Here is a 19,920-nt window from a genome sequence, read left to right as displayed (position 1 = left end):
TTTTCGTCCAGGGCGGGCCCGGACGACACGTCATGCGCCTAGCTAGCGCAGCAGGTCGTCCTCGCTGGCGACGAACCACACCGATTGCCCGCGATTCGATTCGCGCACGAGTGCGCGGAACGCTTCGCTGCGGGTGAGCCAGCGCTCGATGTCGCCGACCACGCCGAGCCTGACGCCGTAGTTGACGAGTTTCTGCAGGACGGCGCCCGCGAGGCCGCTTTCGAGCCGGTAGAAGTCGTCGTGCAGCGCGTCCGCGGGTACCGCGATCCAGTCGGCTTCGTGCTCGTGCGCGAGGGCGACGAGGTCGAGCGCATCGCTTTCCCGCTGCACGACGGCGGCGAAGGGATCACGGACCAGCACGCGGCGGCCGGCTGCCTGAACGATTCGGTGGGGCATGTCGATGGTTTCCGTCGACGCGAGAAACGCGAGTACGGTGTCGCGTTGCCCGCGGATGAAGTGGGGCTGCTCGGGAAGAAACAGGATCTGCGCGTGCGGCACGAGACGCGTCAGGCGCTCACGCGTGTCGCGCGAGTCGAGCATCACGTCGCGGCCGCCGACGATCGCCAGCGTGGGCACCGACAGCGTGCGCAGCACGTTGTCGGCGAACACCGGAATCGGCTCGATGCGCGGGCGAAACCCGCGATCGACGGCGTGCATCAGCGCGAGCGTGTCACGCTCGGCCGCCGTCGACGCGGGCGGCAGGCGGCCGAGCACGCGCCGTCGCACGCACGCGCGCCCGGCATCGCCGAGCAGCAACAGCGGCAGCGCCCACCACAGAAACCGCTTCTGCCGGCCGATGCCGGACGGGCAGAGCAGCGCGAGCCGCGTCACGCGTGCCGGCCGCCGCAACGTGAAGTCGAGCGCCGTTCGCGCCCCGAGCGAGATGCCGACGAACGCGGCACGTGACGCCTGCAGGCCGTCCAGCACGTCGTCGAGCCACTGCGCATGCGCGTCGCCCTCAAGCGGCAGTCGCGACGGCGCGCTCGGTCCTGCTTCGCCGATCACGTCGATCGCATGGAGCCGGAAGTGTGTCGACCATTGCGCCGCGTAATGCTGCCAGCTCGCCGCCGTCGTCTGCGCGCCGTGGATCAGCACGACCGGCGGCGCGTGCTCGGGGCCGCAGGTGATCACGTGCGTCGCGCCATGGCGCGTCTGCACCGTGACGCGCCGATGCCCGGCCGGCCAGTGCGACAGCGCGGCGTCGTAAGCCGCGCGAATGGCGCGTGCATGGCGCGGCGACCTGAAGATCGCGCTCATGTCCCGCTTTGCTGCAGCAGCGCCTCGAGCGACGACATCAGCACGGCCGTGTCGGCCGGCGTCGCGGCGACGATGATCTTGACCTGGCTCGCGGCGGGATCGAACGTGACGTCGATCCGCACGGGGTCGACGTACGACGTGCGACCGGACGCCATCGCATGCAGCGATCGCGACAGGTACTGGTGCAGCGACTGCGACGCGTCCGGAATGTCGACGATGCTGGTGACGCGCACCGCACGCGGCACGGGCGCGGGCGGCTCGGTTTGCGCGAACGCGGCGAGGTCGGTGTCGAGGATGCGGTAGGCGCGGCCGACCCGCGTCGCACGCAGCTTGCCCTCGCGGATGAAGCGCAGGACGGTCTTCGGGTGGAGGCGCAGGCGGGCGGCGGACTCGTCGACGGTATGGAACATGATCGGCTCGTGATGCTCAATATGCTCTCTATTGTTCCATGAAATTGGGATCGTTAGGGGGTATTGTGGAGATTATGGCATCAGCACTGGCGGGATGCCGAGCCGGCATCGGCCGGGCGGCACGCATGTGGAAGCAGAAACGCCCCGCTGGCCGGAGCGGTTCCGGCCAGCGGGGCGTTTCCGGGGCGGATCGTCCGCCGGCAGGGGGGCGCCGATGCGCCCCGCGTCATTTGTCGACCAGCCGCTTCGGCACCGACAGCGCGAGCAGCCCGCCGAGCACGAGGAACCCGGCGAGCATGTACATGCCCGAATCGTTGGCGCCCGTCGCCTGCTTGAGCCAGCCCATCAGGTACGGGCTCAGGAAGCCGGCGAGGTTGCCGATCGAGTTGATCATCGCGATGCCGGCCGCGGCCGCCGTGCCGCCGAGGAACGCGGTCGGCAGGCTCCAGAACAGCGGCAGCGTGGTCAGGATGCCGATCGTCGCGAGCGTGAGGCCGAGCATCGCGAGCGCGGTCTGGTGCGCCCAGACCACCGACAGCACGAGCCCGAGCGCGCCGATCGCGGCCGGAATCGCGACGTGCCAGCGGCGTTCGCGGTGCCGGTCCGCGCTGCGCGCGATCAGGATCATCGCGACCACCGCGGCTGCATACGGAATCGCCGACAGCAGGCCGATCATGAACGTGTCGGTCACGCCGGTGGCCTTGATGATCGTCGGCAGCCAGAAGCCGACGCCGTAGAGCCCCATCACGAACGAGAAATAGATCAGCGCCATCAGCCACACGCGCGGGCTCGACATCACGGTGCCGAGCGGCAGGTCTTCCTTGGTCGCTTCCTCCGCGTCGACGTTGCGGGTGAGCAGCGCCTTTTCCTCGTCGGTCAGCCACTTCGCCTTCGAGATCCGCTCGTCGAGCGAGAAGAACACGAGCACGCCGGCGAGCACCGACGGGATGCCTTCGAGCAGGAACAGCCACTGCCAGCCGTGCCAGCCGCTCACGCCGTCGAATGCCTTCAGGATGAAGCCCGAGATCGGCCCGCCGATCACGCCGGACAACGCGACCGCCGTCATGAAGAACGTCGTCATCCGGCCGCGCCGGTGCGCGGGATACCAGTAGGTGAGGTAGAGGATCACGCCGGGGAAGAAGCCTGCCTCGGCGACGCCGAGCAGGAAGCGCATCACGTAGAACATCGCGGGCGTCGTGACGAACATCGTCAGGATCGAGATCACGCCCCACGTCGCCATGATGCGGGCGATCCACACGCGCGCGCCGACCTTGTGCAGGATGATGTTGCTCGGCACTTCGAAGAGGAAATAGCCGAAGAAGAAGATCCCGGCGCCGAGCCCGTAGACGGTGTCGCTGAGATTCAGGTCGCTCGCCATCTGCAGCTTCGCGAAACCGACGTTCACGCGGTCGAGATACGCGACCACGTAGCACAGCAGCAGGAGCGGCACGAGCCGCCACGACACCTTGCGATAGGTTGCTTCCTCGAATGCGCCGGACGAGCCCGGCAGCGATTGCGTCGATGTTGCCATGTTGTCTCCTGTCCTTGTAATTGGCCGGAGAAGGCGTATCGGTGCCTGGTCCGGAGTCGTGCGAAGCCATGCGCGTGTGCCGCGGCGGTTGCCGGCCGCGGCACGCCGCGGCAAGGGGGATACGGCTAGATGCAGCGCCCGCCGTCGACTTCGAGACAGACGCCCGTGATGAACTCGGCCTCGTCGGATGCCAGGTACAGCGCCGCGTTCGCGATGTCCTGCGGCGTCGAGAAGCGGCCGAGCGGGATCGTCGCGAGGAAGCGGCTGCGGTTCTCGGGGGTATCCTCGCAGCCCATGAATTCGGTCATCAGCGCGGTTTCGCCGAGCACGGGGTTGATGCAGTTCACGCGGATGCGGTCGGCGCCGAGTTCGGCCGCGAGCGACTTGCTCGCGGTGATCATCGCGCCCTTCGTGCTGTTGTACCAGACGAGGCCCGGCCGCGGCCGCACGCCGGCCGTCGACGCGACGTTCACGAACACGCCGCCGCCCCGCTCGCGGAAGTACGGAACGAACGTCTGCACGCACCAGAACAGGCTTTTCATGTTGACCGCGTACACGCGGTCGAATTCGGCTTCCGACACGTCGAGCACCGGCTTGTTGCGGTGCGTGGTGCCCGCGTTGTTCACGACGATCTGCACCGCGTGGAAATCGTCGAGCGTCGCCTGCAGCAGCGCGTGCCAGTCGTCCTGCCGCGACACGTCGCCGGCCACCGCGATTGCCTTGCCGCCCGCGAGCGCGATCTCGCTCGCGACACGCTCGGCCGCTGCTCCGTTCAGGTCGTTGACGACGACGTTCGCGCCTTCGCGCGCATACGTCTTCGCGATGCCTTCGCCGAATCCCGAGCCGCCGCCCGTGACGATGGCCGTCTTGCCGCTCAACCGCATGGTGTGTCTCCTATGCTGGATTTAGTGTCGTCGTGCTTCGGCATGCGGCCGCGCGCTGCCGGCCGCATGCCGCGTCCTGCTTGCCGCGTGTTCAGCCGTGCCGGATCGCGATCGTTTTCAGCGCGGTGAAGCCGTACAGTGCCTCGAAGCCTTTCTCGCGGCCATGCCCCGAATGGCCGACACCGCCGAACGGCAGCTCGACGCCGCCGCCCGCGCCATAGTTGTTGATGAACACCTGGCCGGCCCGCAGGCGCCGCGCGATACGCATCTGGCGTGCGCCGTCGCGCGTCCAGATGCCCGCGACGAGGCCGTACGGCGTGCCGTTCGCCAGCGCGACGGCTTCGTCTTCGTCGACGAAACGCATCGCGGCGAGCACGGGGCCGAACACTTCCTCCTGCGCGAGCCGGTGCGACGGCGGCACGTCGCGCAACAGCGCGGGTGCCTGGTAGAAGCCGCTTTCGGGCGCCTCGGCGACGACCTGCCCATGCGCGGCCATCGGAATGCCGTCGTGCTGCGCGTCGGACAGGAAATCCCACACGCGCTGCTGCTGCTTCGCGTTGATCAGCGGGCCGCAGTCGAGGTCGGCGCGGCTCGGGCCGACGCGCAGCCCGTTGAACGCGGTGGCGAGCCGCTCGACGAGCGGCTCGTACACCGCGCGCTCGATCAGCACGCGGCTGCCGGCCGAGCAGGTCTGCCCGCCGTTCTGCACGATCGCCGACACGAGCACGGGCAGCGCCGCCTCGAGGTCGGCATCGGCGAACACGATCTGCGGCGACTTGCCGCCGAGTTCGAGCGTGACGGGTACGTGGTTCTCGGCCGCCATCTGCGTGACCAGCTTGCCGGTGGCCGGGGAGCCCGTGAACGAGATGTGGTCGATGCCGGGATGGCGCGCGAGCGCGGCGCCGGCCTCATGGCCGTAGCCGGTGACGATGTTGAGCGCGCCGGCCGGCAGCCCGGCCTCGGCGGCCAGCTCGGCGACGCGCAGCAACGACAGGCATGCATCCTCGGCCGGCTTGACGACGCATGCGTTGCCGGCCGCGAGCGCGGCGCCGACGCTGCGCCCGAAAATCTGCATCGGGTAGTTCCACGGCACGATGTGGCCCGTGACGCCGTGCGGCTCGCGCACCGTCAGCACGGTGTAGCCGGCTTGGTAGGGAAGGGTTTCGCCGTGCAGCTTGTCGGCCGCGCCTGCGTAGAACTCGAAGTAGCGCGCGAGCGCGGCGGCATCCGCGCGTGCCTGCTTGAGCGGCTTGCCGGTGTCGCGTGCCTCGATCGTGGCGAGTTCCTCGAGGGAATCGGCCACGCGCGCCGACAGCCGCATCAGCACGCGGCCGCGCTCGGCGGCGCTTTTTGCGCCCCATGGGCCGGCGAACGCGTCGCGGGCCGCGGCGACCGCACGCTCGATGTCGGGCGCCGTGCCGCGGGCAATGGCTGCGAACGGCTGGCCGTCGGACGGATCGACGACCGCGATGGTTTCCAGTTGCGCAGGCAACGTCCATTCGCCTGCGATGAAGTGCTTCGCCTCTTCCATGCGTGCTCCTGTCTTCGCGCCGACCGCCGACGGTGCTCCGGCGCCGACGCCGATTCCATGCAACGCGGCCGGTGGTTCGACGGCCGGACATCGGGAACGATTATCGCGCCGATCGTCATCCGGACGCCACCGGTCGATTGGCTATAATGGCGCATTCCGTTGGGGGACGCCTGCGGCGATGCATCGGCCGCGGCGCCCTGTCCCGAATTCCCATCGACCTACAGAGAGTGCTCATGAGCTTCAACCATGTTCCGGCCGGCAAGGACCTGCCGCAAGATTTCAACGTGATCATCGAGATTCCCGCGCAAAGCGACCCGGTGAAGTACGAGGCGGACAAGGAACTGGGCCTCCTCGTCGTCGACCGTTTCATCGGCACGGGCATGCGCTATCCGGTGAACTACGGCTACATCCCGCAGACGCTGTCGGGCGACGGCGATCCGGTCGACGTGCTGGTGATCACGCCGTTCCCGCTGCTGGCCGGCTCGATCGTGCGTTCGCGCGTGCTCGGCATGCTGCAGATGACCGACGAGTCGGGCGTCGACGCGAAGCTGGTCGCGGTGCCGCACGACAAGGTCTGCCCGATGACGGCCAACCTGAAGTCGATCGACGACGTGCCCGAGTACCTGAAGGACCAGATCAAGCACTTCTTCGAGCAATACAAGGCGCTCGAGAAGGGCAAGTGGGTGAAGGTCGAAGGCTGGGCCGGCATCGAAGCCGCGCACAAGGAAATCGCCGACGGCGCAGCGAACTACAAGAAGTAAGCCGGCTGGCCGGCCTCGCGGCCGGTTCGTTCGGAACGCAAACCGCGCGTGTCTCGTCAGGAGGCCGCGCGGTTTTGTTTTGTGCGCGGGCCGGCGCCCGGGGTGGCCTTCTTTCGGGGGCGCGCGGGGGCCGGCGCAGGCAGGGCGGTCGCGTTCGATGCGCTTCTCGCACGATTCGCGCGCGTGGCGCGGCGGGTCGCGGTGACGGGATTCGCCGGGGTTTCGACCGTGTCGGTGGTGGTCTTTGTTGCCGATGCACGGCTGCGCGCCGGCGCGGCAGCAACGTCGGTGCGTGGTTTGGCGACGGACTTGCCGCCGGCTGCCGGCGCTTTCTGCTTCGGTGCGGCCTTCGTGGCCTTCGTGGCCGCCTTGCCGCGAGACGATCCCTTTTTCACTTCGGCCGCGTCGTCGGTCTTCGCACGCTTCGTGGCAGGCGTGGCCTTGGTCTTCTTGGGCGCCTGCGCGGCTTGTCCGCGCTTCACGGTTTTTGCGGGCACGGACGCTTTCCCGTCATTCCCGGCCTTCGCGGCTTTCTTGACGGGCTTGTCCGTTTCAGCGGCCTGCGTCGCGATGTCGACAGACTGCGCCTTCGCCTTCTTCTGCCCGCGCTTACCGGCCTTCAACCCTGCCGCATCGACGTTCCCGCCGATCGACATCCCGGCCGGCAACACCGACTCGAGCGTCCGGATCCCGGCCGCCAGTTCGCGTTTCTGCGCGGCCGTGAGCCGCTTCACCCAGTACTCGGCACGCGATGCGATCGACCGGTCGGGCAGCGGAAACGACGCGAGCACCGCGCGCGGCTTGCGCGAGCGCGTGTAGCGCGCGCCCTTGCCGGACGCGTGCTCGTCGAAGCGCGCGGCGACATCGGTCGTGATGCCCGTGTAGACGCTGTCGTCGGCGCATTCGATCAGGTACAGAAACCAGGACATGGCAGGGCGGCGGGATGCGAAGCCGCCAGTGTCTCAGAAAAGGCGCGCGTCAACGCCATCGATCGCCGTGCCCGTCGCGAAAACGGCTCGGCGCCGCGCCGAGTTCGCGCGTGAAGAAGCGCGTGAACGCGCTCGTCGAACGGAAGCCGACGCGCACGCCGATCTCGCCGATCGGCAGTTGCGTATTCAGCAGCAGGTCGCGCGCCTCGCCGAGCCGCGCCTGCGCGACGAGCGCATGAAAGCCGACCGCCTCGCGATGCAGCCGCCGGCGCAGCGTCCAGCGCGACATCGCGAAGCGCGTGCACACGTGCTGCATCAGCGTGTCGGTCGGTACATCGGCTTCGTCGGCGGTACGCAGCCAGTCGCGCACGCATTGCTCGACCGACGAGCCGAACGTCGAGCGCACGCGTACACGCTCGCGCGCGGCGTCGGCCGCGTGACGCTGAATGCCGGCGAGCGGCGCGTTGTAGCGTTCGAACGGCGTGTCGAAGTGCGCGGAGCGCAGCACGATGCGGTTGTGCGCGGCATCGAACGACATCGGTGCGCCGAGCATGTCGCGCAGCGCGGCGGTGGGGGCGAACGGGCGGCCGGCGAAGGCGGCGTCGTCGACGCACACGTGCGGATCGTACAGGCGGGCGAGCGCGGCGAGGATCGCGAGGTTCGCGAACGCGCTGCCCGCGTGCCGGCCGTCGCCTTCGTTCACGTATTCGAGCGCGATCGCGTCGCCGTTCTCGTGCGCGAAGACCCAGTCGACGTTGCCGATCAGCTCGCGATAGTGCAGGTAGCCGTGCAACGCGTCGCGCAGTGTCGCCGCGTTGCACGTGACGCCCGCGAGTTCCGGGAACGGCACGAGCCACGGCACGACCTGCGGCGGCGGGCGATGCCACGACAGCGGCCATGCGCTCGTGAGCCGCATCGCGGCGACGTGCCGGTCGCCCGCGATGCGGCGCGTGTCGTCGGCAAGCTCGGCCGGACCGATGCCGAGCGTGTCGTAAAGCGATGCGAGATCGATGCCGTTCGCGCGCGCGTCTTCGCACAGCCAGCGGTAGATCCGCACGGATACCGATTTCTGTTGCAACTCCATGTCTGTCCCCCTTCGTCATGCCGTTCGGGTTTGTCCCCGCTGCGAGAGGTCAACGCATGCTCCTGCCGGTCAAGCGTGGTGACCGGTCAATTTTTAGACTCGGACGCTGGAGTGTGGCGACAAGTACAACAGAACGATTCAGGAGGATCAATGAAAACTTCGCTGTTCCGGTGTTCGACGATTGCGTCCGCGTGCGCGCTCACGGTGCTGCTCGCGTCGTGCGGCGGCGACGACATCCACGCGGGTCCGGCCGCACCGGCCGACCCCGATGCGGCGGCCGACCAGCGCGCGGCCGCGCTCGTCGCGCAACTGACGACCGACGAGAAACTGCAGCTCGTGCACGGCACGGGCCTGCCGGCGCTCGACCTGGGCGGCCCGTTCCCGGCCGACGCACTCAATGGCGCGAGCTTCATCCCGGGCGTGCTGCGGCTCGGCATTCCGGCCGTCAGCAGCGCCGATTCGGCGGGCGGCGTGAACGTGAAGAACGCGCGCGTGACCGCGCTGCCCGCACCGGTCGCGCTCGCGGCAACGTGGGACCCGGCGCTCGCCGGCACCTACGGCACGCGCATCGCGCTCGAACTGCGTGCGCTCGGGTTTGCGGAAGGGCTCGGCGGCGGCGTGAACCTCGCGCGCGAGCCGCGCAACGGCCGCACGTTCGAATACATGGGCGAGGATCCGGTGCTCGCGGGTACGCTGAGTGCCGCGCGCACGCAGGCGACGCAGGCGCAGAAGGTGATCGCGACGATCAAGCATTTCGCGTTCAACGACCAGGAAACCAACCGGATGACGATCGATTCGGTCGTCGACGAGCGGACCATGCGCGAGGCCGAACTGCTCGCGTTCGAGATCGGCGTGAAGGACGGCCAGCCGGGCAACGTGATGTGCTCGTACAACAAGCTGAACGGCGTGTATGCGTGCGAGAACCCGTATCTGCTGACCACGGTGCTGAAGAACGAATGGGGCTTCAAGGGCGTCGTGCAGTCCGACTGGGGCGCGACGCATTCGACGGTCGCGGCCGTGCAGGCGGGGCTCGACGAGGAGGAACCGGGCGCGGCGGACGACAACAACGCGCCGCTCGGCTCGTTCTTCAACACGAAGCTGCGTGCGGCGCTGCAGGCCGGCAGCGTGTCGGCCGCGCGGCTGAACGACATGGTGCAGCGCAAGCTGCGCACGCTGATCCGCATCGGCGTGATGGACGCACCGCCGAAGCCGGGCGGCGCGATCGACGAAGCGGCCGGCAACGCCGATGCGCTCGCGATCGCGCGGCAATCCGCGGTGCTGCTGAAGAACGCGGCCGCGCCCGGCGATGCGCAGCCCGTGCTGCCGCTGGCGGCCGGCGCGCTGAAGTCGGTCGTCGTGATCGGCGGGCATGCGGACGCGGGCGTGCTGTCGGGCGGCGGCTCGGGCGCGGTGCCGGCGATCGACGGCAATGCGGTGACGACCTGCCAGCAACCCGCCGACACGCTGTTCGGCGGCTGTGCGACGTGGTACAAGTCCGCGCCGCTCGCGGCGATTCGCGCGAAGGCGCCGAACGCGGCGGTCAGCTACCTCGACGGAACCGACGCGAATGCCGCGGCGAGCGCGGCCGCGCAGGCCGATGTCGCGATCGTGTTCGCGACGCAGTGGCAGACGGAAGGGCTCGACCTCGCGAGCCTGTCGCTGCCCGATGCGAAGGCCGATCCGTACAACCAGCAATACGACCAGAACGCGCTGATCGCGGCGGTCGCGGCGAAGGCGAAGCGCGTGATCGTCGTGCTCGAGAACGGCAGCCCCGTGCTGATGCCGTGGCTCGCGAACGTGCATGGCGTGCTCGAAGCGTGGTATCCCGGCGCGCAGGGCGGCCAGGCGATCGCCGACCTGCTGTTCGGCGATGCGAACCCGTCGGGCCGGCTGCCGCTGACGTTCCCGAAGCAGGAGGCCGACCTGCCGCAGCCGGCGATCGATCCGTCGCGCACGCAGACCGTCTACGCGGAAGGGCTCGCGTACGGCTATCGCTGGTTCGATGCGAAGGCGATCGAGCCGCTGTTCCCGTTCGGCTACGGGCTGTCGTACACGACGTATGCGTTGTCGGCGATGTCCGCGCGGGCCGATGCGGCAGGCAACGTGACGGTCGGCGTGACGGTGACGAACACCGGCGCGCGGGCCGGCGCGCAGACGGTGCAGATCTACGCGGCACTGCCCGCGTCGCTCGGCGAACCGCCGAAGCGCCTCGTCGGCTGGACCAAGGTCGCGCTGCAGCCGGGCGAGGCGCGTACCGTCAGCGTTGCGGTGCCGGCGCAGCGCTTCGCGGTGTGGGATGCGAATACGCATGCGTGGCGGATCGCTGCGGGCAGCTACGGGCTGTCGGCGGCGGCTTCGTCGCGTGACCCGCAGGCGCAGTCGACGACGGTGACGCTCGCCGCGCACTGAGCCGGGCGGCCGCGCGGCATGCGGCGAGGCCGGTCGCGGTCTCGCCGCATGCCGGCACGTACCGCCACGTTCCGGCGCGCAGTCGTTACCCGGCGCCGCGCCGGAACGGATCGTGTTCGCGCAATTCGTCGACGTACGCGTGGATATGCTCGGTCTCGCGTTCGAGAAAGCGCGCGACGGCGTCGGAGAATGCCGGGTGCGCGAGCCAGTGCGCGGAGTGCGTGACGGTCGGCAGGAAGCCGCGCGCGAGCTTGTGTTCGCCCTGCGCGCCGCCTTCGAACGTGTCGAGCCCGGCCTCGATGCAGAATTCGAGCAGCTGGTAGTAGGCCGTTTCGAAATGCAGGCACGGCACGTGCTCGACCGCTCCCCAGTAGCGGCCGTACAGCGTGCCGCCGCCGTTCTCGCCGCGCCGGTAGACGGCGAGTGCGCTCGCGATCGGCTGGCCGCCGGCTTCCGCGATCACGAGCAGCAGGTTCTCGGGCATCGTCGCACCGATCGTGCGGAAGAAGTCGAGGTTCAGGTACGGGCTCGAATAGTGTTCGCGATAGGTCTGCCGGTAGCAGCGCGAGAAGAAGCGCCAGTCGGCGTCGGTGATCCGGTCGCCGGTCAGCCGCCGGAACGTTACGCCCGCCTCGTGCACCTTGCGCCGCTCCGCGCGGATGTTCTTGCGCTTCTTCTGCTCGAGCGTGCCGAGGAAATCGTCGAAGTGGCGGTAGCCGTCGTTGATCCAGTGGAACTGCACGCCTTCGCGCAGCATCATGCCCATCGATTCGAGAAGCGCCGCTTCGTCGCCGGTCGGGAACAGCACGTGCAGCGACGACACGTCGCTCTGCTCGGCGAATGCGAGCAGCGTGGCCGCGAGCCGGCGGCGCGCATCGTCGTCGGCCGCGAGCAGGCGCGTGCCCTGCACGGGCGTGAACGGCACCGCGCACAGCAGCTTCGGGTAGTAGGGCAGGTCGTTGCGCTGGTACGCGTCGGCCCAGGCCCAGTCGAACACGTATTCGCCGTACGAATGCTGCTTCGCGTAGACGGGCGCGGCGGCCGCGAGGCGGCCGGTGCGCTCGTCGGTCAGCGTGACGAAATGCGGCGACCAGCCGGTGTCGTCGACCGCGCAGCGCGCGACGTGCAGCGCGTCGAGGAATTCGTGGCGCAGGAAGGGCGTCGGCTGCGCGTCGCGGGCGAGCAGCGCGTTCCATTCGTCGGCCGGCACCTCGGCGGGGGACGACAGGATGCCCGTGCGATAATCGATGCGTTCGTGTTTCAAGCGTGAATCCGTACCGTTCTGTGTCGCCGGATGCGAGGGCCTGCGTGGCCCGCACCGGGACGATTTCGTCAGCCGTTCAGGGCGCGCCGCCGGGCTGCGCCGATCCCGCCATGAAGACCCGACTCGCTCTCGCCCAGATCAACGTCACCGTTGGCGATTTCGCCGGCAACGTCGCGCGGATCGTCGCGGCCGCACGCGCCGCGCACAACGATGGTGCGCAGCTGATGATCGCCCCCGAACTTGCGCTGTCCGGCTATCCGCCGGAAGACCTGCTGCTGCGGCCGGCGTTCTACGCGGCGGCGGCGGCCGCGCTCGACGCGCTCGCCGGCGCCTTGAAGGCGTTCGACGGGCTCGCGGTGCTGGTCGGCCATCCGTTGCGCGGCGCGCCGGGCGGCGATCCGCATGCGCCAGCCGTCGATGGTAATGCAAACCGCCCGATCGAGCGCGGCGTGCCGCCCACCGATACCTACAACGCGGTATCGCTGATCGTCGGCGGCGAGATCGTCGGCACCTACCGCAAGCAGGACCTGCCCAACACCGAGGTGTTCGACGAGAAGCGCTACTTCGCGACGGACGCCGAGCCGCTCGTGTTCGAGCTGAACGGCGTGAAGTACGGCGTGATCATCTGCGAGGATGCGTGGCATGCATCGGCCGCGCAGATCGCGAAGGCGGCCGGCGCGCAGGTGCTGCTGATCCCGAACGGCTCGCCGTACCACATGAACAAGGAAGCGGTGCGCGTCGACATCCTGCGCGCGCGGATTCGCGAAACCGGGCTGCCGATGGTGTACGTGAACCTCGTCGGCGGCCAGGACGAACTCGTATTCGACGGCGGCTCGTTCGTGCTCGACGCGCAGGGCGCGCTCGTCGCGAGGATGCCGCAGTTCGACGAAGGGCAGGCGATCGTCGAATTCGACGGCGCGCGGCCGCTGCCCGGCGCGATCGCGCCCGAGCTGTCGACCGACGCGCAGGTGTACCGCGCGCTCGTGACCGGCGTGCGCGACTACATCGGCAAGAACGGCTTTCCGGGCGTGCTGATCGGGCTGTCGGGCGGTGTCGATTCGGCGCTGGTGCTCGCGGTCGCATGCGATGCGCTCGGGCCCGGGCGCGTGCGCGCGGTGATGATGCCGTCGCGCTTCACGGCCGACATCTCGACCACCGACGCGGCGGACATGGCGCGGCGCGTCGGCGTGCGCTACGACGAGATCGCGATCGCGCCGATGTTCGACGCATTCCGCGCATCGCTCGCGGGCGAGTTCGCGGGCCGCGCGGAAGACGCGACGGAAGAGAACATCCAGGCGCGCATCCGCGGCACGCTGCTGATGGCGCTGTCGAACAAGTTCGGCTCGATCGTGCTGACGACCGGCAACAAGAGCGAGATGGCGGTCGGCTACTGCACGCTGTACGGCGACATGGCCGGCGGCTTCGCGGTGATCAAGGACATCGCGAAGACGCTCGTGTACCGGCTCTGCCGCTATCGCAACGAAACGGCCGACTATGCCCTGCGCGACGTGATCCCCGAGCGGATCCTCACGCGTGCGCCGTCGGCCGAGCTGCGCGAGAACCAGACCGACCAGGACAGCCTGCCGCCGTACGACGTACTCGACGCGATCATGCGGATGTACATGGAAGAGGATCGGCCGCTCGCCGAGATCGTCGCGGCCGGTTATGCGCAGGCGGACGTCGAACGCGTGACGCGGCTCATCAAGATCAACGAATACAAGCGCCGCCAGGCGCCGATCGGCATTCGCGTCACGCATCGCGCATTCGGGCGCGACTGGCGCTACCCGATCACGTCACGTTTTACCGAACGCCTCGACTGAGCCGTGATGGGCCGCATGCGGCTCGCAGGCTTACAATCGGGGTCGCGATTTTTCATCCAAACGAGCATTGGGGGACAACCACCATGAAACGCATCACTGCCATCATCAAGCCGTTCAAGCTGGACGAAGTCCGCGAAGCGCTCGCCGAAGTGGGGCTCACGGGCCTGACCGTGACGGAAGTGAAGGGCTTCGGCCGCCAGAAGGGGCATACCGAGCTGTATCGCGGCGCGGAATACGTCGTCGACTTCCTGCCGAAGATGAAGATCGAGGTCGTCGTCGCGGAAGCGCAGGTCGACCAGGTGATCGACGCGGTGATCGGCGCGGCGCGCACCGGCAAGATCGGCGACGGCAAGATCTTCGTGTCGGATGTCGAGCGCGTGATCCGCATCCGCACCGGCGAAGAGAACGAAGCGGCCGTCTGAGCGCCGCATTCGTCAGCGGGCCGTTTCAGGCCCCGCCAATAAAAAACGGTGCGATACCCGGTTGGGTACCGCACCGATACGCGCCTCTCGCAGCAGCGTGGAAAGTGTTGCCGAATCGTTATTTGACGGCGCCTGATCAGAACAGGTGCTGGATGCCGGCGTAGACGCCGGTCTGGCTGCCGCCCGGATTCGGGTTGCCCGTCGACACGGCCGTACCGGCGCCGTTCGCGTTCAGGCCGAAGTTGGCGTTCTTGCTGTTGCGCACCGTCGCGACCTGCAGGTCGAACAGCGTGCGCTTCGAGATGTTGTACGAGCCGCCGACGGTGTAGATGTTCGCGTTGCCGCCGCCGTGGTTCGCGTTCACGTGATACACGGCCGCGATCAGCGCCGCTGCCGGCGTTGCCTGCCACGTCACGCCGCCCCAGACCTGCTGGGTGCCCGTCACGCCGGCGTTCACTGCCGGGCCGCCGCTGCCGTCCGCGCGCGAGGCCTGGTAAGCGGCCTGAACCTTGAACTGGCCGAGGAACACGTTCACGCCCGCGAAGTATTCACGCGAGTAGTTGAACACGTCCGAGAAGCGGCCGTTGCTGTCGCGCGTTTCGTCGTAGATGCCGCGCAACTGGAACAGCGAATTCGTATAGGTGACCTGTGCACCGGCTGCACGGCCCGGTTGGCCGGCCGTCGTGTTGCCGTTGAAGCTGGTCGAGTTGGAGAACGAGAACTGGCCGTAGAAGTCGAGGCCGTAGAACTGCGGCGACTGGTACGACACGTTGTTGCTGGTCTTGTTCCAGTTGCGGCCGCGCACCAGCGATGCCGTCGACCAGGCCGACTGGCCGAACGGGTCGAAGTCCCACACGCCGTTGGCGATCGCGAGTTCACGACCCAGCAGCAGCGTACCGTAGCGGTCGTTCGAGATCCCGACCGTCGCATAACGATCCCAGATCGAGCCGCTGAAGCCGCCCGTCATCGTGTTGAACGCGCCTTCGAGGTGGAACAGGATCTTGTTGCCGCCGCCGATGTCTTCGGTGCCCTTCAAGCCCCACAGGCTGGTGCCCCAGTCGCCGCTTTCCGCGCGCACCTGGTGGCCGTTTTGCAGGCCGTTCAGGTACTCGAGGCCGGCATCCAGGCGACCATACAGCGTGACGCTGCTCTGCGCGTGCGCCGTCACCACCCCAGCAGCCATCAGCGCGGCCGCGACCAAAGCTTTCTTCATCATCTCCTCCATACCCTGTCAAAAAGTCAACCCAGACTGCACGAGATGCCCGGAGCGCGAGCGCCGGGCAAAAGCGGGATAACCAGGGAGACCTCGTGCAGGGCCGGTAAGCGCAGCACGCGGGCAAGCGGACGGAAAACCGTTGAGCGGTCCCGCGCAGCCGGGTCGGCCTGCGGGGTCTCCTTGTAGTGTCGTGAAGCTAAACTACATTTCACGAACTTCGTTTTGCTACTTTGGTTACTAATTTAGCAAAAATACAATTTTGTGGCGATGGAAATCGTTGTTTGACTAACACCTGTCGCCAAATTGCCATGCAACACGGTAGGCAACAGGTGCGCCAAGGGTTTGCAATTAACGGAAAACCCTTGTCCCACAAGGGAGACACGACTTTCGCAAACATGGATCAAGGATTGCCACTATTGACGTTGCAGGGGGCGCGGGCGTAAGCGCCATACAAGAGAAATTGGTAAGTATTTCGTAATGATTGGGCGGGCACCGGACGTCGCCGGCCTGTGCCTGTCGCACTGGCACGGCAACGCGCGACGCGGTGCGCCGGCGCGCTCCGGTCAGGCGGGCTCCGGCCTCGCTTCGAGCAACTGCGTGCGAATCCAGCGATGCGCATCGGTGCGCGCGTGCTTCGCGTGCGAGTAGACCTTCACGGTGTAGCGCGGGATCTCGAACGGCGCCGGAAAGATGCGGATCGGCGCCGCGTGCCGCAGCGCCTGCGCGGCGCGGTTCGGCACGGTCATCAGCAGCGCGGATTCCGCAATCACGAACGGCGCGGCCAGCACTGTCGGCAACTGCACGGCGACTTGCCGTGCGAGGCCGAGCCGGTCGAGCACGTGGTCGACGACGCCGCGCGACTCGTTCCACGGCGTGACGACCACGTGGCGTGCCGCCAGGTACTGGTCGAGCGTGAGCCGCCGGCGGAGGTCCGGATGCGCGGCGCTCGCGATGACGACGTAGTCGTCGGAGAACCAGTCGAAGTCCTCGATGCCCGGCGCGTCGGCCGCCGATTCCTCGTGGTAGCCGAGCGCGAAATCGATGCGGCCGGCCGCGAGTTCGTCGACGGAAATCTTCCGGTCGGAATGCACGACGCGGATCCGCAACCGCGGCGCGACCTGCTGGATGCGCGCGAGAAACGCCGGCAGCACGGCGAATGCCGTGTAGTCGGTCGCCGCGAACACGAACGTGCGGTCGCTTTGCGCGGGATCGAAGCGGCGCGCGCGGGCAAGCCCCTTCGACATCGCGTCGAGCGCGTCGCCGGCCCAGGTGGCGATGTCGTCGGCGCGCACGGTCGGCTGCATCTCGTTGCCGAGGCGCACGAACAGGGCATCGCCGATCGCGTCGCGCAACCGCGCGAGCGCGTGGCTCAGCGCGGACGGGCTCAATGCAAGCTCGTGCGCGGCCGCGGCGACGGACCGGTGGCGGTACAGCGCGTCGAACACGAGCAGCAGGTTCAGGTCGAGACGGCGCAGGTCGGGATGCATCATGTTCAGGTCGGGATGAAAAACCTGCACTTCCTGCAGGCGCTGCGTGAACGTAGCATGACGATCTGATTGGCGCCAGCGCGGCTGCGCGGCGCCGCTTTCCGTTTCAAGTCCGGGCCGGAGGAGGGCTCATCCCGTGCAAATCGACATTCGTTCCGCCACCGTCGCCGACGTGCCGCAGATCCTGCGTTTCATTACCGAACTGGCCGTCTACGAGAAGGCGGAGCACGAAGTGGTCGCGACGCCCGCGTCGCTCGAGCGCAGCCTGTTCGGCGACGGATCGCCGGCGCGCGCGCTGATCTGCGAGGTCGACGGCGAGCCGGCCGGCTTCGCCGTGTATTTCTTCTCGTATTCGACGTGGCTCGCCCGGCAGGGGCTGTATCTCGAAGACCTGTACGTGTCGCCGCGTTTTCGCGGCGCGGGCGCCGGGCTGCGGCTGCTGAAGGCGCTCGCGCGGATCGCGGTCGAGTCGGGCTGCGGGCGTTTCGAGTGGAGCGTGCTCGACTGGAACGAGCCGGCGATCCGCTTCTACGAGAGCGTCGGCGCGGCGCCGCAGAGCGAATGGGTGCGCTACCGGCTCGCGGGCGACGAACTGCGCGCGTTTGCCGACAGCGCGCCGGTGAGCGCCGCATGAACGCCACGTAAATGCCGCGTAAACGCAAAATGGGCGCCGCGAGGCGCCCGTTCGAACGTCGTGCGTTTCGTGCGCGTTACTTGAGGCTGCCGGACAGGAACCCGCGCAGGCGTTCGCTCTTCGGGTTCGCAAACACCTCGGACGGCACGCCTTCTTCCTCGACGCGGCCCTGGTGCAGGAACATCACGTGGTTCGACACGTTGCGCGCGAAGCCCATCTCGTGCGTGACGACGATCATCGTGCGGCCTTCCTCGGCGAGCTTCTGCATCACCTTCAGCACTTCACCCACCAGTTCCGGGTCGAGGGCCGACGTCGGTTCGTCGAACAGCATCACGTCCGGATGCATCGCCAGCGCGCGCGCAATCGCGACACGCTGCTGCTGGCCGCCCGACAGGTGCGATGGATACTGCTTCTCGACGCGCGGCGCGAGGCCGACTTTCTCGAGATAAGCGCGCGCACGTTCCTCGGCTTCCTTCTTCGGGATGCCGAGCACGTTCACGGGCGCTTCCATCACGTTCTCGATCACGTTCATGTGCGACCAGAGATTGAAGTGCTGGAACACCATCGACAGCTTGGTGCGCACGCGCTGCAGTTGCTTCGTATCGGCCGCGCGCAGCGCGCCCGTCTTGTCGAGCGCGGTGCGCACTTCCTCGCCGTCGACGAAGATGCGGCCCGCATTCGGCTGCTCGAGGAAGTTGATGCAGCGGAGCATCGTGCTCTTGCCGGAGCCGGACGAGCCGATCACGCTGATCACGTCGCCCGAGTTCGCCTTCAGCGACACGCCCTTGAGCACTTCGTTGTCGCCGTATCGCTTGTGCAGATCGTCGACGAAAAGCTTCTGAGTCTGGGAATTCATCAATAGTCCTGCGAAAACTTACTTGCCTTGCGGGCGCAGATACGCGAGCCAGCGACGCTCGGCCTGGCGGAACAGCCACACGAGCGTGAACGAGATCACGAGGTAGAGCAGGGCGGCGATGCCGAACGCATGGAACGACATGTAGGTCGCCGAGTTCACGTCGCGGGCGATCTTCAGGATGTCCGGCACGGTCGCGGTGAAGGCGACGGTGGTCGCGTGCAGCATCAGGATCACTTCGTTGCTGTACAGCGGCAGCGCACGGCGCAGTGCCGACGGCAGGATCACGCGGCGATACATCGTGAACGTGGACATCCCGTAGGCACGCGCGGCTTCGATCTCGCCGTACGACGTCGCCTTGATCGCGCCCGCGAAGATCTCGGTGGTGTACGCGCAGGTGTTCAGCGTGAACGCGAGCAGCGTGCAGTGCATCCCGTCGCGGAAGAACGCGTCGAGCATCGGCGTGCCGCGCACGGCCTGCAGGCTGTAGAGGCCCGTGTAGCAGAGCAGCAGCTGCACGTAGAGCGGCGTGCCGCGGAACACGTACGTGTAGAGCCATACGGCGCCCGACAGCCACTTCTTCTTCGACACGCGCGCGACGGCGAGCGGCACCGACAGGCAGAAGCCGAGGCCGATCGACACGACCAGCAGCCACAGCGTGATCGCGACGCCGGTGATGCGGTAGCCGTCGGTGTAGAGGTAGTTGCGCCAGTATTCTTGGATGAGGTCGATCATAGGTCAGCCTTGCGGACGCCGGTCGAGTAGCGCTTTTCGAGCCACATCAGCACGAAGTTCGAGATCGTCGTGATCGCGAGGTAGACGGCACCCGCGATCAGCGTGAAGAAGAAGAACCGCAGCGTGCCCTTGCCGGCGTCCTGCGACGCCTTCACGACATCGGCCAGGCCGATGATCGACACGAGCGCGGTCGACTTCACGAGCACCTGCCAGTTGTTGCCGATGCCCGGCAGCGCGAAGCGCATCATCTGCGGGAACATGATCCGCGTGAACACCTGCCAGCTGGTCATCCCGTACGCGCTGCCGGCCTCGAGCTGGCCGCGCGGCACCGACAGGAACGCACCGCGGAAGGTCTCGGTGAAGTACGCGCCGTAGATGAAGCCGAGCACGAGCACGCCGGCGAGGAACGGGTCGATGTCGATCTGGTCCCAGCCGAGCGCGTCGGTCGCCATGTTCAGCCAGATCTGCAGGCTGTAGAACAGCAGCAGCATCAGCACGAGGTCGGGCACGCCGCGGATCAGCGTGGTGTAGACGGTGCCGACGCCGTTCGTGAAGCGGTTGCGCGACAGCTTCGCGCCCGCGCCGAGCAGCCCCAGCAGGAACGACAGCGCAAGCGAAAGCACCGCCAGTTTGACGGTTTGCCAGGTGCCCGCGAGGATCAGCGGGCCGTAACCTTGTAGAAACATATGTGGT

18 protein-coding genes are annotated in these 19,920 nt (G+C 67.8%); 5 read left to right on the top strand and 13 right to left on the bottom strand.

Annotated elements, in window-relative coordinates; genetic code table 11:
* Positions 1-42 precede the first annotated feature (42 nt).
* The 5 genes from ABIC51_RS20690 to ABIC51_RS20670 form a co-directional block, all read right to left on the bottom strand.
* Positions 43-1,257 carry an alpha/beta fold hydrolase gene (locus tag ABIC51_RS20690; protein ID WP_175898236.1) on the bottom strand — a complete coding sequence of 405 codons (1,215 nt, stop codon included), beginning with the start codon at positions 1,255-1,257 and terminating at the stop codon, positions 43-45.
* Entirely contained in the window at positions 1,254-1,667 is a 414-nt protein-coding gene (locus ABIC51_RS20685; RefSeq protein ID WP_027786747.1) for a helix-turn-helix domain-containing protein, read from the bottom strand. Before ABIC51_RS20685 ends, ABIC51_RS20690 begins: the two co-directional genes overlap by 4 nt.
* Positions 1,668-1,893: 226 nt before the next feature.
* On the bottom strand, positions 1,894-3,198 hold the full coding sequence (locus ABIC51_RS20680; protein WP_027786748.1) for an MFS transporter: 1,305 nt from the start codon (positions 3,196-3,198) through the stop codon (positions 1,894-1,896).
* Positions 3,199-3,323: 125 nt separating this feature from the next.
* Complete coding sequence (locus tag ABIC51_RS20675) at positions 3,324-4,082, bottom strand: SDR family oxidoreductase (protein WP_027786749.1); 759 nt, start codon at positions 4,080-4,082, stop codon at positions 3,324-3,326.
* A gap of 91 nt (positions 4,083-4,173) precedes the next feature.
* Positions 4,174-5,613, bottom strand: coding sequence for an aldehyde dehydrogenase family protein (locus ABIC51_RS20670; RefSeq protein WP_027786750.1), 1,440 nt, complete (start codon positions 5,611-5,613; stop codon positions 4,174-4,176).
* A gap of 233 nt (positions 5,614-5,846) precedes the next feature.
* Between ABIC51_RS20670 and ppa the strand changes: the two genes are divergently transcribed.
* Positions 5,847-6,374: an inorganic diphosphatase gene (gene ppa / locus ABIC51_RS20665; protein WP_027786751.1), complete on the top strand. Its 528-nt coding sequence runs from the start codon at positions 5,847-5,849 to the stop codon at positions 6,372-6,374.
* A gap of 56 nt (positions 6,375-6,430) precedes the next feature.
* On the opposite strand, the gene ABIC51_RS20660 is transcribed toward ppa, so the two are convergent.
* Positions 6,431-7,303 (bottom strand): GIY-YIG nuclease family protein, encoded by an 873-nt coding sequence (locus ABIC51_RS20660; protein ID WP_175898237.1) that lies wholly within the window; start codon positions 7,301-7,303, stop codon positions 6,431-6,433.
* A 49-nt stretch (positions 7,304-7,352) separates the two neighbouring features.
* Positions 7,353-8,387: a helix-turn-helix transcriptional regulator gene (locus ABIC51_RS20655; RefSeq protein ID WP_175898238.1), complete on the bottom strand. Its 1,035-nt coding sequence runs from the start codon at positions 8,385-8,387 to the stop codon at positions 7,353-7,355.
* 150 nt (positions 8,388-8,537) lie between these two features.
* Here ABIC51_RS20655 and ABIC51_RS20650 point away from each other — a divergent pair, with 150 nt between their 5' ends.
* Positions 8,538-10,796, top strand: a complete 2,259-nt coding sequence (locus ABIC51_RS20650) for a glycoside hydrolase family 3 C-terminal domain-containing protein (protein WP_175898239.1) — start codon at positions 8,538-8,540, stop codon at positions 10,794-10,796.
* A gap of 85 nt (positions 10,797-10,881) precedes the next feature.
* Here the strand turns inward: ABIC51_RS20650 and ABIC51_RS20645 are convergent, their stop codons facing one another.
* On the bottom strand, positions 10,882-12,060 hold the full coding sequence (locus ABIC51_RS20645; protein WP_027786755.1) for a GNAT family N-acetyltransferase: 1,179 nt from the start codon (positions 12,058-12,060) through the stop codon (positions 10,882-10,884).
* 110 nt (positions 12,061-12,170) lie between these two features.
* On the opposite strand from ABIC51_RS20645, the gene ABIC51_RS20640 reads away from it, so the two are divergent.
* Both ABIC51_RS20640 and ABIC51_RS20635 read left to right on the top strand, forming a co-directional pair.
* Positions 12,171-13,880: an NAD+ synthase gene (locus tag ABIC51_RS20640; protein ID WP_175898240.1), complete on the top strand. Its 1,710-nt coding sequence runs from the start codon at positions 12,171-12,173 to the stop codon at positions 13,878-13,880.
* 83 nt (positions 13,881-13,963) lie between these two features.
* A complete protein-coding gene (locus tag ABIC51_RS20635; RefSeq protein WP_006398637.1) occupies positions 13,964-14,302 on the top strand; it encodes a P-II family nitrogen regulator in 339 nt (112 codons plus the stop codon).
* A 136-nt stretch (positions 14,303-14,438) separates the two neighbouring features.
* On the opposite strand, the gene ABIC51_RS20630 is transcribed toward ABIC51_RS20635, so the two are convergent.
* Together ABIC51_RS20630 and ABIC51_RS20625 are read right to left on the bottom strand one after the other, a co-directional pair.
* Positions 14,439-15,518: a porin gene (locus ABIC51_RS20630; protein ID WP_034195856.1), complete on the bottom strand. Its 1,080-nt coding sequence runs from the start codon at positions 15,516-15,518 to the stop codon at positions 14,439-14,441.
* 563 nt (positions 15,519-16,081) lie between these two features.
* Positions 16,082-17,008 carry a LysR family transcriptional regulator gene (locus ABIC51_RS20625; protein WP_174393304.1) on the bottom strand — a complete coding sequence of 309 codons (927 nt, stop codon included), beginning with the start codon at positions 17,006-17,008 and terminating at the stop codon, positions 16,082-16,084.
* 133 nt (positions 17,009-17,141) lie between these two features.
* Here ABIC51_RS20625 and ABIC51_RS20620 point away from each other — a divergent pair, with 133 nt between their 5' ends.
* Positions 17,142-17,639, top strand: coding sequence for a GNAT family N-acetyltransferase (locus ABIC51_RS20620; protein WP_021158490.1), 498 nt, complete (start codon positions 17,142-17,144; stop codon positions 17,637-17,639).
* Positions 17,640-17,715: 76 nt separating this feature from the next.
* Here the strand turns inward: ABIC51_RS20620 and ABIC51_RS20615 are convergent, their stop codons facing one another.
* The 3 genes from ABIC51_RS20615 to ABIC51_RS20605 are packed head-to-tail and all read right to left on the bottom strand — an operon-like array spanning position 17,716 to position 19,913.
* Positions 17,716-18,495, bottom strand: a complete 780-nt coding sequence (locus ABIC51_RS20615; RefSeq protein ID WP_027786759.1) for an ABC transporter ATP-binding protein — start codon at positions 18,493-18,495, stop codon at positions 17,716-17,718.
* A gap of 18 nt (positions 18,496-18,513) precedes the next feature.
* Positions 18,514-19,227, bottom strand: a complete 714-nt coding sequence (locus tag ABIC51_RS20610) for an ABC transporter permease (protein ID WP_027786760.1) — start codon at positions 19,225-19,227, stop codon at positions 18,514-18,516.
* The gene (locus ABIC51_RS20605; RefSeq protein WP_027786761.1) at positions 19,224-19,913 is read right to left on the bottom strand and encodes an ABC transporter permease; all 690 of its coding nucleotides are present in this window, start codon (positions 19,911-19,913) and stop codon (positions 19,224-19,226) included. The genes ABIC51_RS20610 and ABIC51_RS20605 overlap by 4 nt, the downstream gene beginning before the upstream one ends.
* Between the last annotated feature and the right edge of the window lie 7 nt (positions 19,914-19,920).

The sequence above is a fragment of the Burkholderia sp. 572 genome (genome assembly GCF_040545135.1).
GTDB lineage: Bacteria > Pseudomonadota > Gammaproteobacteria > Burkholderiales > Burkholderiaceae > Burkholderia > Burkholderia cepacia.
This window is presented reverse-complemented; position numbering and strand designations above follow the sequence as displayed.